We start from the raw sequence: 14577 nt of genomic DNA on the forward strand, positions 1-14577 counted from the left end.
TTGATTACAAACGTCAAAAGAACGAATTCATTTTTAGTGATTCGCATTTTTACGTTGTAGAATACCGATTTTCCAGAAAGACGCTTGAGTGGCTATTCTTTCGTTACGATTTGAATAGTCTCCCGACTGGCTTGCTTAATCATCACGGTTTTTCCTGCAGTTACTTCTGCGGCAGCTTCTTCGGTAAAGTGACGAATGGTGTAAAGCGAAACGTTTTCGTTGTAATACACTTTAAATTGCTTAGAAAGCTCGGCGCGAAGTTTTTGAAAGTTGTCGAATTTATCTTCCAAACACAGTGAGAATGAAATCGCAGAGTTTTGAATTAAACTGACCTTCATTTTGTACTTATGAAGAAGTGCAAACACGCCTGCAATGTGATCTTCCATGATGAAAGAAAAATCTAAAGAAGAAAGCGAAATTAAATATTGGTTTTTCTTTACAATAAAGCACGGCATGCTTGGAATCAAGTCTTTTCCTTTTGCTACAGTAGTTCCGGGCAATAACGGATTTACAAACGACTTTACGTGTAACGGAATTTCTTTGCGTTGTAGCGGTTGCAGCGTTTTTGGGTGAATTACGGTAGCGCCGTAAAACGCCAATTCGATTGCTTCGCGATACGAAATTTGTTGCAGCATTTGCGCATTTTCAAAATATCGCGGATCGGCGTTTAGAACTCCAGGAACATCTTTCCAAATGGTAACCGATTGTACGTTCAAACAATAAGCAAAGATGGCCGCGGTATAATCGGAGCCTTCGCGACCTAAGGTAGTTGTGAAGTTATTGTCGTCGGCGCCCAAGAATCCTTGCGTAACGTAGGTTCCGTACTGACTTATTTTTACGGCAATTTGGCGTTGAGTGGTATCCCAATCTACTGTTGCATCGCGGTAATTATTGTCGGTTGCAATTAATTCGCGTACATCGAGCCAAGTATTTCTAATATCAGATTCAGCAAGGAAATATGATAAAATTGCCGAAGAAATTAATTCTCCAAAACTCACAATCTGATCGTACACATAGTTGTAGTTTGAAGATTTATTGGATTTTAAGAAATCAGACAAATCATTGAAAAGCGCGTTAACTTTTTGATGCGCTGCGTGATTGCTATCGGGAAATAAATCGTTTAGAATATCAAAATGGTATTTCTTGACGTCGTTGAGTACGCTTTCGAGTTCGCCAGACTGAGAAATATAATTTTTGACAACTACCTCTAAGGCATTCGTTGTTTTTCCCATCGCCGAAACTACAATTAAAGTGTCTGTTGCACCTACTTGTTGCAAAACGCTCACAACGTTTCTTACCGATGCGGCGTCTTTTACAGAAGCACCGCCAAATTTGAATACTTTCATGTTTTAGAATGCTGCTTTTGCCGTTTTGCAGCAGATTAAATAACGGCTTTAAGAATTGAGCGGCAAATATACGGTTTGTAGCAATTTTGAGTGAAAAAATGGAGCTATTACTGCTGATATTTGTAAGCTAAAGCTGAAAAATTATGATTTCACAGGAACTCTTTTAAAACGAATTGTCGTCGGAAAGTATACAAACAATCTATTTCGTCGCTTCTTCAACAAAAACAAGCTTTTCTTTATGCTGTTTTCGAGGCATAAGTGGTATAAATTGCGATATTTGCACCCAACTACAACGATTTCGCCATGGAAGAACGCAACAAAACGCTCGGAGAATTTATTATTGAAAAACAAGCTGAATTTAAGTATTCGTCGGGCGAGCTTTCCCGAATCATCAACTCTATTCGATTAGCGGCAAAAGTCGTTAATTATAAAGTTAACAAGGCCGGATTGGTGGATATTGTTGGTGCGGCTGGCGAGCAGAATATCCAAGGTGAAGATCAACAAAAACTCGACGTTTACGCCAATAACATCTTCATTCAAACTCTGATAAATCGAGAAATTGTTTGCGGAATTGCCTCGGAAGAGAACGACGATTTTATTACCGTTGCCGGACCCGACAACAACCACAATAGCAAATACGTAGTTTTAATGGATCCGCTCGATGGCAGCAGCAACATCGATGTAAACGTTTCTGTTGGAACAATTTTTTCGGTATTTCGTCGCGTAACACCTATTGGAACGCCTGTTACCCTTGAAGATTTTTTACAACCCGGAACTATGCAAGTTGCCGCGGGTTACGTCATTTACGGAACTTCGACTATGCTGGTGTACACTACTGGGCACGGTGTTAACGGATTTACACTCAATCCGGCTATCGGAACTTTTTATTTATCGCATCCCAACATGCAATTCAAACCCGACGGAACAATCTATTCGATTAACGAAGGAAATTACGTCCACTTTCCGCAAGGCGTTAAAGATTACATCAAATACTGTCAGTTGGAAGAAGGCGACCGCCCGTACACCTCACGTTACATCGGCAGTTTGGTTTCCGATATTCACAGAAACATGATTAAAGGCGGAATTTATATTTACCCAACGAGCTCCAAAGCACCGAAAGGGAAATTGCGCTTGCTATACGAATGCAACCCCATGGCATTTATTGCCGAACAAGCCGGCGGAAAAGCATCGGATGGCTTTACGCGAATTTTAGAAATTAAACCTACCGAACTGCATCAGCGCGTGCCGTTTTTCTGCGGAAGCTATAATATGGTTACGAAAGCCGAAGAATTTATGGCCAAAGCAAAAAAATAAACGAAAGTAAACTACATAAAAAAATCCGACTGTAGTGTCGGATTTTTTTTATGGGATGGCTCGACTTATTTATTCATGTGTTGCATCTCGTAAACAAAAGTGTCTAAATCGACTGTTAACACCAATAACGATAAAGCTTTGTCGACAATATACTTCACGTTGCCCGGTGTAAAACCAAGTGCGAGTGCAAAGCGTGTAAGAATTTCCTTTTGTTTCGGTCCGGCTTCGTTGTGCGCATAAACCATTCTGCTCAAATCGTAAAGACGCTCCAAACGTTGTGTGTGCAAATACGGCGGATTAATCGGGTATTTAAACGGATTGGCAACGATCTCCGCATACTCATCTGCCGAAATCTCTAATTGATTCGCAAGCTTATCTAAAAATGCTTTTTCTTCGGTATCCAACACGCCGTCTTCCATGGCAACGCGTACAATCGAGGCAAAATGACCCTTATTTCGGTCTTTAAACCCACTATCGAATAAATCTGAAATCGACATACTTAAAATTTTGTGTTATCCGACAAATATAAACGATTTTAACGGGCAGGCTAACGAAGTTTAACCGAGGTTTAGCATAATTTTTAATTCAATTCGCGTAGAATAAAATCGACTATTTTTCCGCAATCCGAGATTTTTGTAAGTTTACCTCCCAACTACTACTGAAATGACCGATTTTCTCGTTTTTTTTGAGATTGGCCTCCGCCATGTGCTCGACGTAAATGCCTACGATCACGTACTGTTTCTCATCGCACTAACTATTCCCTATTCGTTTTCCGACTGGAAACGCGTGCTGCTACTCGTGACCTTCTTTACAATTGGTCACACACTTTCGCTGTTGTGTTCCGTTTTGGGATTAATAGCTATCAGAGTTGACGTTATCGAGTTCTTAATTCCAGTAACCATTTGTATCACAGCACTTTTTCATCTTTTTACAGCCGGAAAAAACTCAAAAAAAGAAAGCATTTCTGTGGTTTCTATCATAACCGTGGTTTTTGGTTTAATTCACGGATTGGGATTTTCGAATTACTTTAACGGCTTATTGCCCGGAAAACCTTCCGAAAAAATACTTCCTTCTCTCGAATTTGCACTGGGTATCGAAGCCGCACAGATCATCGTTGTTTTAGTGGTGCTTGTACTCGCGTACATCGTACAAACCTTCTTCCGATTTTCCAAAAGAGACTGGTGTTTAACGGGTTCTGCATTTGTTTTAGGAGTTGTACTTCCTATGCTAATCGCAGCAAAATTTTGGTAGCTTTACGCTGAGAAAATTCGTTTCCGTTGAATACAGAAAAAATTAACAAATACGACAAAGCTTATCTGCGAATTGCTTCGGAATGGAGCAAGCTGTCGTATTGCAAACGCAAAAAAGTTGGCGCTATCATCGTGAAAGACCGAATGATTATCTCCGATGGTTACAACGGTACGCCTAGCGGATTTGAAAATTGCTGCGAAGACGATGAAGGGCTAACCAAATGGTATGTCTTGCACGCCGAAGCCAACGCAATTTTGAAAGTCGCACGATCTACACAAACCTGCGACGGCGCCACGCTCTACATAACGTTGTCGCCTTGCAAAGAGTGTAGTAAACTCATTCATCAAGCCGGAATTAAGCGCGTAGTGTACCAAAACGGATACCGAGACGATGCCGGACTCCAATTTCTTGAGCGCGCTGGTGTCGACATCATTCAAATAGAAGACTTCTCCGAATTATGAAAATTTCTAAAGTTTACGTTCCCGTAGTATTGTTTGCTGTGCTGGTGTTGGGGATTTTACTGGGTACAATTTTAGACTTTCCCAACAAACCAAATTCACTTTCGTCGAAAGATAAAATCGATCGTTTACTACAAGTTATTGGCAACGAATACGTTGATAGCGTTGCAACCGATACACTTGTCGATAAAGCCATCAGTCAGCTATTGCAACAACTCGATCCGCATTCGGTTTACATCAATGCGTCTGAAATGACACAGGTGAGCGAAGAACTCAGCGGCAATTTTGTCGGAATCGGAATTTCGTTCATGATGCTAAAAGACACCGTAACGGTCACTAAAACGCTCGACGGCGGACCAGCACTCGCAGCCGGACTAAAAGCCGGTGATAAAATTCTCTTCGAAGGAAAAAACAAACTCTACGGACGAAAACTCGCAACCGACTCCCTATTTAAATACCTCAAAGGCGAGCCCAATAGCGAAGTTCGTTTGAAAGTATTCCGAAAAAGCCAAAACAAAATCTTGAACTTTCAGTTTAAGCGGCAGCAGGTTCATATTTCCAGCATCGAAGCCGAGGTACTCCTACCCAACCGAACTGCCTACATCAAAATCTCAAAGTTTGCCGAAGATACGGCGGCCGAATTTTCTGCTGCTCTGAAAAAACTTCTCCGTCAAGGCGCAACTTCACTAATCATCGATTTGCGCGGCAACGGAGGTGGCTACATGGAACAGGCTGTTTCGATTGCCGACGAATTGCTTCAAAAAGATTTGCTGATCGTTTACACCAAAGCAAAAGACGGCAAGAAAGAAAGCAGTATTGCCAAAAGCGGCGGACTATTCGAAAAAGGAAAACTATCCGTTTTAATTGATGAATACAGCGCTTCTGCTAGCGAAATTATTGCCGGCGCAATACAAGATAACGACCGCGGAACGATTATCGGCCGACGTTCGTTCGGAAAAGGCTTGGTGCAACGTGAAATTGGTTTCGAAGACGGATCGGCCGTGCGACTCACCATTGCGAGATACTACACGCCAACCGGACGAAGCATTCAAGGTCCCTACAGCAAAGGAACCGAAGCCTATTACGAAAGTTTTGAAGATCGGTTAAGCAACGGCGAACTTTTTGTGAAAGACTCGATCAAACTAAGTAAACTCGAAAAGTTCAAGACTCCAAAAGGAAAAATTGTGTACGGCGGTGGAGGCATCGTTCCCGATGTTTTTGTGGCGCTCGATTCAAATCTCGATAAAGAACGGTTGCTCTTGTTGTTGCAATCGCCTATTCCTGGAAATTTTCTTTTCGAGAAGTGGGACGGCTTTAAATACGATCGGTCAAAAATTACGGCATTGCCGGTAAACGAGCGCTTCGTAACCGATTTTATAACCTACGCCAACGAAAACGGATTCGAGTTAAAAACCGATGCTTCCGACCGAGCGCGCATTGGCACCTACTTGCAAGCCGAGAAAATCCGTTTGTTGCAAGGCGACACAGCTTATTGGCAATTCATACTGCCGCAAATCCCGATGATTCAAGCCGCAGGAATTTCGAACTAGTTTTTTTGGGCGCGCCGGCAAACGAGACGTCGCTGCGCAAAAGTGGTTCACGCCGTCACGTGTTCCGCTTTATCTTTTTTGCATACAAATAGTGGAAAAACCGTAGCGCAAAAAAGGATGCCACTCCACCCGTTCGCGCGGGAAAGTAACGCAAGGGAAAAAGCGAAAAAATGGAAAGAAGCAAAAAAATGGAAAGAATCGGAAAAGAAAAATTAAAGAAACAAAGAATCGGCCTTCGACAAGCTCAGGCACCAACGATATGTGGGTTCGGGCGGCAAAATGATACGTTAAGTGGTGAATTCATCGATTCCGATAGCTATCGGAACTAGCTTCTCGTGTCTATCCCGATGGCTATCGGGACTAGCTTCTCCAAAAAGATACGTTAAATGGTGAACGTCGCGAAGTCTTTATACTTAATACTTTAATCTTAATACCTATTCCAAAAAATATGCGGAAAACCCGTAACCGTATGTCGATTTTTTTTCAAAACTTCGCCTCGATGGGGGCGGGTGGGATGGGGAGCGATTCCCACGTACAAAATTCCCGGGAATAAATTTTACGGAAAAACCACATTTTTGATAAAATTTCGAGATTTCGAAATTTCGAGATGAAAAGATTTGAGGAGCACAACGTTCCACAAAGTTCTTCACAAAGTACACGACGCAGCCGTTGAGACGCTACCTTCTATAGGCTCAGGTGACGACGATACGTGGGTTAGAGCGGGAACATGAAACGTAAACTGTTGAACGTCATGAAGTCTAGCTTCTCGTGTCTATCCCGATGGCTATCGGGACTAGCTTCTCCAAAAAGATACGTTAAATGGCGAACGTCGCGAAGTCTTAATACTTAATACTCCAATCTTAGTACTCTAAAAATCCCGCTTTGCGATCTTTGCGAAAATCTCTGCGCCCTTTGCGGTTAAGTCTTAGATCATTTCAGGCTTCCACGATATGTGGGTTAGGCGGGAAAACACGATACGTTAAGTGGTGAACGTCGCGATCCTGATAGCTAACGAGACTCGTCTCTAGCTACTAAAAAACAGCCTCAATACTTGTTTGAATACAACGCTCGTTCCGGCGTGTTGCTTAAAAACTAAAAATCAAATATTCTGTGGAACGCTGTCGTGTATTTGCGTGGGCTGGTTGTCGTTCCAGATACTAGCAATATCGGTAGCTACTGAGGCACCACTACCGGCAGCAATACTAAGCTGACTGCGGTGACCGGCTAAAGTTCCGGCTACGTACAAGCCCTCTGCAACCAAATGATCTTGATTTTTAAGAGCAATTCTTCGCTTTTCGGCTTTAGCTTTCGGGTGCGGTATCACGTAATCTTCCAAACCCGCAATAACAAAAGCGGAGGCCGAACCAACAGCAACCACCACTTGGCGAGCTTCAAAAATCTCATCGGCCGATTGGATTACAAAATATCCTTCGCTAGATTTAGAAAGTGCCAAGATCTTCTGATCGGCAATTTGCGTCACTTTTGGATATTGTGTTGAAAGGTGCTCGAGCGAGGAGCGCATCAATTGTTGCCCAGTTGTTCCCGGTGGAATTCCGTAGGCATTGTTATACAAGCCATTTTGCAAAGACGAGGCCTTTTGGTGCGTAAAAATGGCCACTTTTTTATCTTGTGCAAAGGGTTTTTCAAGAGCAGAACCGAGTACGAGTGCGCAAGAAACACCAGCTACTCCACCGCCAATAATTGCTACGTCGTAAATCATTTCTATTCTTTTGATCTTTCTTCGATGTTTTTAGACATTCTAAAAATCACCAAAATTAAGACCGCGCATATGGAAGCAGCTATACCAATAATGCCGATAGCGCTGTCTCCCGAAAAGGGATTTTTCAAGTCAAGTAATGAAATATTAACTGCAATTAAAGCTACAGCTATTACAATCAAAACGTTGATAAAAACTTTCATCATTAATCAATTTCAGAGGGCGAAAATACCAAATCCATTTGTTACAGAAATAGTCCTTTAACATTAGCGGCGAATAATTTAACAGCAATTGCAAGTAACACCACTCCAAAAGTTTTGCGAACCACGCCTAAACCGTTTTTTCCGAGTAAGCGCTCGATTTTACTACTGGATTTCAGAACGATATAAACAACAACGATATTAAGTAAAATTGCTATGATAATATTAAGTGTTGCGTATTGCGCACGCAATGAAAGTAAGGTTGTCATAGTTCCAGCGCCAGCAATCAGCGGGAACGCAATCGGAACTATGGATGCCGATGACGACTCTTCGTCGCGGTAGATACGGATTCCTAAAATCATTTCCAAAGCCAAGAAAAACAGCACAAAAGAACCGGCTACAGCAAAAGAATTCACGTCAATTCCTATGAAATTAAGCAACTCTTCTCCGACAAATAAAAAGGTAATCATAATCAAGCATGCGACAATCGACGCTTTTTCGGATTCGATATGTCCGTGTTTAGCCCGTAAGTCGACAATAACGGGTACAGTACCCACCACATCAATGACTGCGAAAAGCACCATTCCGACCGTTAAAATCTCTCTAATATCCAACATAACCCTATTTTTTGTGCAAAGTTACTACGCTTACAACTGTTAAAAATTAAGCATTTGTTAAAAAATTCGCAGTTTGAACGCCTTATTACTAAAAATTATAATTCACTTCTACGACAACTAGCGGCGTTTTTTACGGAATCATGAAAAGAACGGCTTAAGCAACTGAAAGTAGAACTTAACACGATTTGAAACATCTTTTTTCTACCTTTGATAGACTATTTTTTTTTTAAAACTGAGGTCATGAGGTTAGCGGTAAGTTTGTTTGGGTTATTATTTGGATTTCAAAGCGTTACTGCGCAAATTGAACCAGAACACATTTACGAATCTTTACATGTAAAACGATTTAAACTACCGTCAAACGAAGGGCGCTATGCACACTTAAATGAAAATGGCGCGCTTTTAATTTTTGATGATACTCATCAGCTAATAAATACCACCGCACTAACCTATAATACTGTCGGCAACAGCACTGATTACATTTTACTTGCCGCTGGAACGACTATCTTTGATGAAGATCCCGACATCGAAGTAGCCGTTTTACATAAAAACAATGCTTTGGGGGTTCCGCTTGGAACTTACGTGTTTGATGATAACGGCGATGTATTACACTTCTTCAACACCGAAGCTAGACTTCTGGATATAGATAACTTCACCTATTTCATAACTTCCAGTAACGGAACTGCTACTGTATTTGACGCCACAACTTTTAGTTCACTCGGCACCATAAATGGTTATTACGGATCGCTAAAAACATCAACTTCTGGAACAAAAATCTGTGCGTTTAACTCGTCAACAAACGCTATTGAGCTATTCAACTCTGATTTATCGTTATGGAAAAGTATACCCATCGCAAATGCTAACCTTTCAACAACACGACCTTCTGCAATTGCAACTTTAGATATGAGTGCAAATTCTGAAGTAATTTTATCAATCGACAACAAAATTCTTTCAGAAAATGGTAACGTCGCCTTTGAAGGACCGGTTGGAACTACAACAAAAGTTTACAATTTTGAAAACCAAGCTGCACTATTTGTTGTGAATTCCTACGAAACGGGCACAGCTTCTGGAAAGGTTTACAATTTCGCCGATTTACAATTATTACAAGAATTCGCTCATCCCATATTCTTGAGTACGACAAATAGCAGTAACCCAAATATTATACAACTTGGCAGTCTAAATAATTTAAACACAAAAGTTTATAATTTTTCTGGCGAATTATTGCAAACACACATTATTCCTGAAAACCCGCTAATAAATGATAATCCTAATTTATTAGAAAGCATTTCGGATCAGTCGGTCTTAAATAACGGTAATGGGTATTACTATGCAGCAATTAAAGAACAGTCTGTAGGAATGGGGTCTGGTTACAGTTATACGGGTATAGTTCAAAATCAAGATGGCAATACAGTAATAAATCAAGAAAATATTGGATTCTGGGAATTAAGTAGTATTGAAGGTCTCGAACATAAAATTATTGGAATAACCAATTACACGACTCTTGCTTTCCCTGAATTGAATGGTAAAACTTACGTGTACGATTTTACGACTTTAAACACCAATGAAATTTTTGAAAATCAATTAAATATCTATCCAAATCCAACAGCTGATTTACTAAACATTTCCAATTGGGAATCTTAAGAGTTGGCTAGCCTATATGATTTACAAGGCAGAGAAGTGTTAAAGCAGAAGACTGATTTAGCAGTCATTCGTTTGCCCAGCTTGCCGAGCGGACTGTATGTACTACTTTTGCAAACGAAGAACGGGCAACATATACTAAGAAAAGTTGCAGTGAAATAAAAATTTGATGTTCCAACTCGGAAAAACAATTGTTAGCGAACGCATTTTAGAAAAAGATTTTGTTTGCAATTTATCGGCCTGCAAAGGCGCTTGCTGTGTTGATGGCGATGCTGGTGCGCCGTTATTGGCGGAAGAAGTTGAAATTTTAAAAAACGTCTATCCAAAAGTCAAAAATCTTTTGCGTCCAGAAGGAATTGCAGCAATTGAATCGTTGGGTACATCAACTCTGGGAACCGACGGAACTTTGGAGACCCCACTAATCGATGAAAAGGACTGCGCTTACGTGATTTTCGACGGGGAAACGGCGCTTTGCGGCATCGAACAAGCTTACAATCAAGGTTTAATTTCGTGGAAAAAACCCGTTTCTTGTCACCTCTACCCTATTCGTGTTAAAGACTTTTCTGAATTCTCGGCCGTAAACTACGACGAATGGGAAATTTGCGATCCGGCTTGCGAACTGGGTGCTGAATTAAAAGTTCCGTTATACAAGTTCGTGAAGGAAGCCTTGATTCGCAGATTTGGCGAAAACTGGTATTTGGAGCTAGAAAAAATTGCCGAAGAATACTTGAAAAAATAAGTAATCAGCTTTTGCTTTGCTATTGAAAAAAGAGTCTGTAATTTCTGAAAGCAACCGGCTGACGTCAGATTTTTAACGCGCAACCACCTAACAAACAGATTGTTAATTTTTTCCACTTCCTCCCTTTCGGCGAAAGCCTCTTGTTAAAAACTACAGCTGTTTGTGGATAAGTTTGGCTTTTTTCAGACGCTGTAAATGACAATCTTTGTAACTCAACTTTTGAATCATTCAACTCAAAATTTTGCCCGAAAAAGGTATAGAAAGCTAAAAGATATGGAGCCTATTTTGCAAGAAAACAAGAATCGATTTGTTATTTTTCCAATCAAACACCACGATATTTGGGACTGGTATAAGAAAATGGAGGCAAGCTTTTGGACTGCCGAAGAAATTGATTTGTCTCAAGACCTCAACGATTGGAACAATAAACTGAACGAAGATGAGAAGTACTTCATTAAGCACATTCTCGCTTTTTTTGCTGCTTCCGACGGTATTGTGAATGAAAATTTAGCTGAGAATTTTGTGAATGAAGTGCAATATCCTGAGGCGAAATTTTTCTACGGATTTCAAATCATGATGGAGAATATTCACAGCGAAACGTATTCGTTGTTGATTGATACCTATGTTAAAGATGAGTACGAGAAAAACCAGCTTTTCAACGCCATCGAGGTATTTCCCGCTATTCGCAAAAAAGCGCAGTGGGCTTTGCGCTGGATTAAATCAGACTCTTTTGCGGAGCGCCTAATTGCATTTGCTGCTGTGGAAGGAATTTTCTTTTCTGGCGCGTTCTGTTCTATTTACTGGCTCAAAAAACGCGGACTCATGCCGGGGCTTACTTTTTCAAACGAATTAATTTCTCGCGACGAAGGTGTGCACTGTAATTTTGCCGTTCACCTTCACAATCATCACTTAATTAACAAGGTTTCTAAATCTCGAATCAAGGAAATTATTGTTGAAGCATTAGATATCGAAAGAGAATTTGTTACTGAATCGTTGCCGGTTAGCTTAATTGGCATGAATGCAGGATTGATGACGCAATATTTGGAATTTGTTGCCGACCGTTTGCTGGTAGATTTAGGTTGCGAACGTGTTTACAACACTTCAAATCCGTTCGACTTTATGGATATGATTTCCCTACAAGGAAAAACCAATTTCTTCGAAAAGAAAGTGGCCGAGTATCAAAAAGCCGGAGTTATGTCGAAAGAAACCGAAGCACAAAAAATTTCATTCGACGCCGATTTTTAAAAACTGTTGCCTAAAAGCAACTACTCAATAGCTCAAACCAATACAAACCTAGGTCGGCAAAAACCGGCCTAAAAAATTGTTATCCTATGTATGTAATAAAGCGAGACGGTCATCGTGAACCGGTGATGTTCGATAAAATCACCGAAAGAATTAAAAAACTTTGTTACGGTCTAAACGAATTAGTTGATCCTGTTAAAGTTGCCATGCGCGTTATCGAAGGTTTGTACGATGGCGTAAGCACATCGGAACTCGATAATTTAGCTGCAGAAACTGCCGCATCAATGACGGTTTCACATCCGGATTACGCACAACTTGCGGCTCGTGTAGCGATATCAAACCTTCATTCCAATACTAAAAAATCGTTCTCAGAAACCATGAACGAAATGTATCATTACGTAAATCCGCGCACGGGAAAACCGTCGCCGCTGATTGCTGATGATGTACACCGTGTGATCATGGAAAATGCAGAATTTCTGAATTCTCACGTGATTTATACCCGCGATTTTAACTACGACTACTTTGGTTTTAAAACTCTTGAGCGTTCGTACTTGCTGAAAATCAATGGAAAAATCGTTGAACGCCCACAACATATGCTGATGCGTGTTGCTGTCGGAATTCATCTCGACGACTTACAATCGGTGATTGAAACTTACGATTTGATGTCGAAGAAATTCTTCACACACGCAACACCTACTTTATTCAACGCAGGAACACCGAAACCTCAAATGTCGTCTTGCTTTCTGTTAACAATGAAAGACGACAGTATTGATGGCATTTACGATACGCTGAAACAAACTGCTAAGATTTCTCAATCGGCAGGAGGAATTGGTTTGTCTATTCACAATGTGCGTGCAACAGGTTCTTACATTCGAGGCACAAACGGTACTTCAAACGGAATTGTTCCGATGTTACGTGTTTTCAATGACACAGCGCGCTACGTAGATCAAGGCGGAGGGAAACGCAAAGGTAGTTTTGCAATTTATTTAGAGCCTTGGCATGCGGATGTGTTCGATTTCTTAGACTTAAAGAAAAATACAGGTAAAGAAGAAATGCGTGCGCGCGACTTATTCTTCGCTATGTGGACACCCGACTTGTTTATGAAACGCGTGCAAGAAGACAGCACATGGACGTTAATGTGTCCGAACGAATGTCCAGGATTATACGACATATACGGCGAAGAGTTTGACGCCTTGTATACCAAATACGAAGCAGAAGGCAAAGGCCGCAAAACAATAAAAGCCCGTGAATTGTGGGAGAAAATCCTCGAGTCGCAGATAGAAACGGGCACGCCTTACATGTTGTACAAGGATGCGGCCAATAGAAAGTCGAACCAAAAGAACCTCGGCACCATTCGTTCATCGAATTTGTGCACGGAAATCATGGAATACACTGCAGAAGATGAAATTGCGGTGTGTAATTTAGCTTCGATTTCCCTGCCGATGTTTGTTGAGAACGGTACTTTTAATCACGAATTGCTCTATAAAGTAACGAAGCGCGTAACGCGAAACCTCAACAAAGTAATTGATAGAAATTACTACCCGGTTCCGGAAGCAGAAAATTCAAACATGCGCCACCGACCTGTTGGTCTAGGAGTGCAAGGTTTGGCCGACGCTTTTATATTATTGCGTTTGCCGTTTACCAGCGACGAGGCGAAGAAACTCAACCAAGAAATTTTCGAAACGCTCTATTTTGCCGCAGTAACAGCTTCTATGGAATTGGCGAAAGAAGAAGGTCCGTACGAAACGTTTGCGGGTTCTCCGATTTCTCAAGGTGAATTTCAGTACAATCTTTGGGGTCTGAAAGATACCGACTTATCAGGTCGCTGGGATTGGGAATCACTGCGTAAGGAAGTTATCGAACATGGCGTGCGCAACTCCTTATTAGTTGCACCAATGCCAACGGCTTCTACTTCGCAAATTCTTGGAAATAACGAAGCGTTTGAACCTTACACGTCGAACATTTACACACGTCGCGTATTGTCTGGCGAGTTTATTGTAGTTAACAAGCACTTGTTGGAAGATTTAGTAAAACGCGGTCTTTGGAACGAAGAATTGAAGCAGGAGATTATGCGCCACAACGGTTCGGTACAACATATCGATCGTATCCCGCAAGATTTAAAAGATCTGTATAAGACGGTTTGGGAAATGTCTATGAAAGACATAATCGATATGTCGAGACACCGCGGATATTTTATCGATCAGTCGCAATCCTTGAATTTATTTATGCAAGATGCTACGTATGCTAAATTAACGTCTATGCATTTTTACGCTTGGCAATCGGGCTTGAAAACGGGAATGTACTATTTACGTACCAAGGCGGCTGTAGATGCTATTAAATTTACGCTTAACAACGACAAAAAAGCGGAACCAATTGCTGTTACGGCAGAAATAGCTTCAGGAGGTGCAGCCGAAAGTATTGCAGCTGATGAATTTAAAGCAATGATTGAACGTGCTAGAAATGCCGAACCAGATGATTGCGAAATGTGCGGCAGCTAAAGTTTGATTTTCT

The 14577-nt window shown here is 41.1% G+C and carries 14 protein-coding genes; 9 read left to right on the top strand and 5 right to left on the bottom strand.

Annotation, left to right across the window (positions count from 1 at the left end; genetic code table 11):
• Window positions 1–92: 92 nt before the first annotated feature.
• On the bottom strand, window positions 93–1346 hold the full coding sequence (locus tag Q0064_RS08265) for an aspartate kinase (RefSeq protein WP_298147036.1): 1254 nt from the start codon (window positions 1344–1346) through the stop codon (window positions 93–95).
• 303 nt (window positions 1347–1649) lie between these two features.
• On the opposite strand from Q0064_RS08265, the gene fbp reads away from it, so the two are divergent.
• Window positions 1650–2660, top strand: a complete 1011-nt coding sequence (gene fbp, locus Q0064_RS08270; protein WP_094485070.1) for a class 1 fructose-bisphosphatase — start codon at window positions 1650–1652, stop codon at window positions 2658–2660.
• A gap of 65 nt (window positions 2661–2725) precedes the next feature.
• On the opposite strand, the gene Q0064_RS08275 is transcribed toward fbp, so the two are convergent.
• The gene (locus Q0064_RS08275; RefSeq protein ID WP_298147042.1) at window positions 2726–3157 is read right to left on the bottom strand and encodes a TerB family tellurite resistance protein; all 432 of its coding nucleotides are present in this window, start codon (window positions 3155–3157) and stop codon (window positions 2726–2728) included.
• Window positions 3158–3323: 166 nt separating this feature from the next.
• Between Q0064_RS08275 and Q0064_RS08280 the strand changes: the two genes are divergently transcribed.
• Genes Q0064_RS08280 through Q0064_RS08290 form a run of 3 tightly spaced genes read left to right on the top strand, consistent with a single transcriptional unit; the run spans window position 3324 to window position 5919 of the window.
• Entirely contained in the window at window positions 3324–3911 is a 588-nt protein-coding gene (locus tag Q0064_RS08280; protein WP_298147044.1) for a HupE/UreJ family protein, read from the top strand.
• 26 nt (window positions 3912–3937) lie between these two features.
• Complete coding sequence (locus Q0064_RS08285) at window positions 3938–4372, top strand: dCMP deaminase family protein (RefSeq protein ID WP_094485074.1); 435 nt, start codon at window positions 3938–3940, stop codon at window positions 4370–4372.
• Window positions 4369–5919 (top strand): S41 family peptidase, encoded by a 1551-nt coding sequence (locus tag Q0064_RS08290; protein ID WP_298147049.1) that lies wholly within the window; start codon window positions 4369–4371, stop codon window positions 5917–5919. The genes Q0064_RS08285 and Q0064_RS08290 overlap by 4 nt, the downstream gene beginning before the upstream one ends.
• Before the next feature lie 1099 nt (window positions 5920–7018).
• Here Q0064_RS08290 and Q0064_RS08295 read toward each other — a convergent pair.
• Genes Q0064_RS08295 through Q0064_RS08305 form a run of 3 tightly spaced genes read right to left on the bottom strand, consistent with a single transcriptional unit; the run spans window position 7019 to window position 8453 of the window.
• Entirely contained in the window at window positions 7019–7639 is a 621-nt protein-coding gene (locus Q0064_RS08295) for an FAD-dependent oxidoreductase (protein WP_366094996.1), read from the bottom strand.
• A gap of 2 nt (window positions 7640–7641) precedes the next feature.
• Window positions 7642–7839, bottom strand: a complete 198-nt coding sequence (locus Q0064_RS08300) for a hypothetical protein (RefSeq protein ID WP_094486531.1) — start codon at window positions 7837–7839, stop codon at window positions 7642–7644.
• Between the two features lie 41 nt (window positions 7840–7880).
• Window positions 7881–8453 carry a MarC family protein gene (locus tag Q0064_RS08305; RefSeq protein ID WP_094486528.1) on the bottom strand — a complete coding sequence of 191 codons (573 nt, stop codon included), beginning with the start codon at window positions 8451–8453 and terminating at the stop codon, window positions 7881–7883.
• 240 nt (window positions 8454–8693) lie between these two features.
• Between Q0064_RS08305 and Q0064_RS08310 the strand changes: the two genes are divergently transcribed.
• The 5 genes from Q0064_RS08310 (at window position 8694) to Q0064_RS08325 (ending at window position 14564) form a co-directional block, all read left to right on the top strand.
• Window positions 8694–10091 carry a hypothetical protein gene (locus Q0064_RS08310; RefSeq protein ID WP_298147054.1) on the top strand — a complete coding sequence of 466 codons (1398 nt, stop codon included), beginning with the start codon at window positions 8694–8696 and terminating at the stop codon, window positions 10089–10091.
• A 3-nt stretch (window positions 10092–10094) separates the two neighbouring features.
• Complete coding sequence (locus Q0064_RS14745; protein ID WP_366094999.1) at window positions 10095–10250, top strand: T9SS type A sorting domain-containing protein; 156 nt, start codon at window positions 10095–10097, stop codon at window positions 10248–10250.
• 7 nt (window positions 10251–10257) lie between these two features.
• The gene (locus tag Q0064_RS08315; RefSeq protein WP_298147057.1) at window positions 10258–10827 is read left to right on the top strand and encodes a DUF3109 family protein; all 570 of its coding nucleotides are present in this window, start codon (window positions 10258–10260) and stop codon (window positions 10825–10827) included.
• Window positions 10828–11100: 273 nt separating this feature from the next.
• Window positions 11101–12069 (top strand): ribonucleotide-diphosphate reductase subunit beta, encoded by a 969-nt coding sequence (locus tag Q0064_RS08320; RefSeq protein ID WP_165764485.1) that lies wholly within the window; start codon window positions 11101–11103, stop codon window positions 12067–12069.
• Window positions 12070–12155: 86 nt separating this feature from the next.
• Window positions 12156–14564, top strand: coding sequence for a ribonucleoside-diphosphate reductase subunit alpha (locus Q0064_RS08325; protein WP_298147061.1), 2409 nt, complete (start codon window positions 12156–12158; stop codon window positions 14562–14564).
• Window positions 14565–14577 lie beyond the last annotated feature (13 nt).

The sequence above is a fragment of the Flavobacterium sp. genome (assembly GCF_027490375.1).
Lineage (GTDB): Bacteria > Bacteroidota > Bacteroidia > Flavobacteriales > Flavobacteriaceae > Flavobacterium.

Coding starts and splice junctions, on each gene's coding strand:
- Q0064_RS08310 (WP_298147054.1), top strand. CDS start 8,694: ATGAGGTTAGCGGTAAGTTTGTTTGGGTTATTATTTGGATTTCAAAGC.
- fbp (WP_094485070.1), top strand. CDS start 1,650: ATGGAAGAACGCAACAAAACGCTCGGAGAATTTATTATTGAAAAACAA.
- Q0064_RS08300 (WP_094486531.1), bottom strand. CDS start 7,839: ATGAAAGTTTTTATCAACGTTTTGATTGTAATAGCTGTAGCTTTAATT.
- Q0064_RS08320 (WP_165764485.1), top strand. CDS start 11,101: ATGGAGCCTATTTTGCAAGAAAACAAGAATCGATTTGTTATTTTTCCA.
- Q0064_RS08275 (WP_298147042.1), bottom strand. CDS start 3,157: ATGTCGATTTCAGATTTATTCGATAGTGGGTTTAAAGACCGAAATAAG.
- Q0064_RS08305 (WP_094486528.1), bottom strand. CDS start 8,453: ATGTTGGATATTAGAGAGATTTTAACGGTCGGAATGGTGCTTTTCGCA.
- Q0064_RS08290 (WP_298147049.1), top strand. CDS start 4,369: ATGAAAATTTCTAAAGTTTACGTTCCCGTAGTATTGTTTGCTGTGCTG.
- Q0064_RS08325 (WP_298147061.1), top strand. CDS start 12,156: ATGTATGTAATAAAGCGAGACGGTCATCGTGAACCGGTGATGTTCGAT.
- Q0064_RS08280 (WP_298147044.1), top strand. CDS start 3,324: ATGACCGATTTTCTCGTTTTTTTTGAGATTGGCCTCCGCCATGTGCTC.
- Q0064_RS08315 (WP_298147057.1), top strand. CDS start 10,258: ATGTTCCAACTCGGAAAAACAATTGTTAGCGAACGCATTTTAGAAAAA.
- Q0064_RS08265 (WP_298147036.1), bottom strand. CDS start 1,346: ATGAAAGTATTCAAATTTGGCGGTGCTTCTGTAAAAGACGCCGCATCG.
- Q0064_RS08295 (WP_366094996.1), bottom strand. CDS start 7,639: ATGATTTACGACGTAGCAATTATTGGCGGTGGAGTAGCTGGTGTTTCT.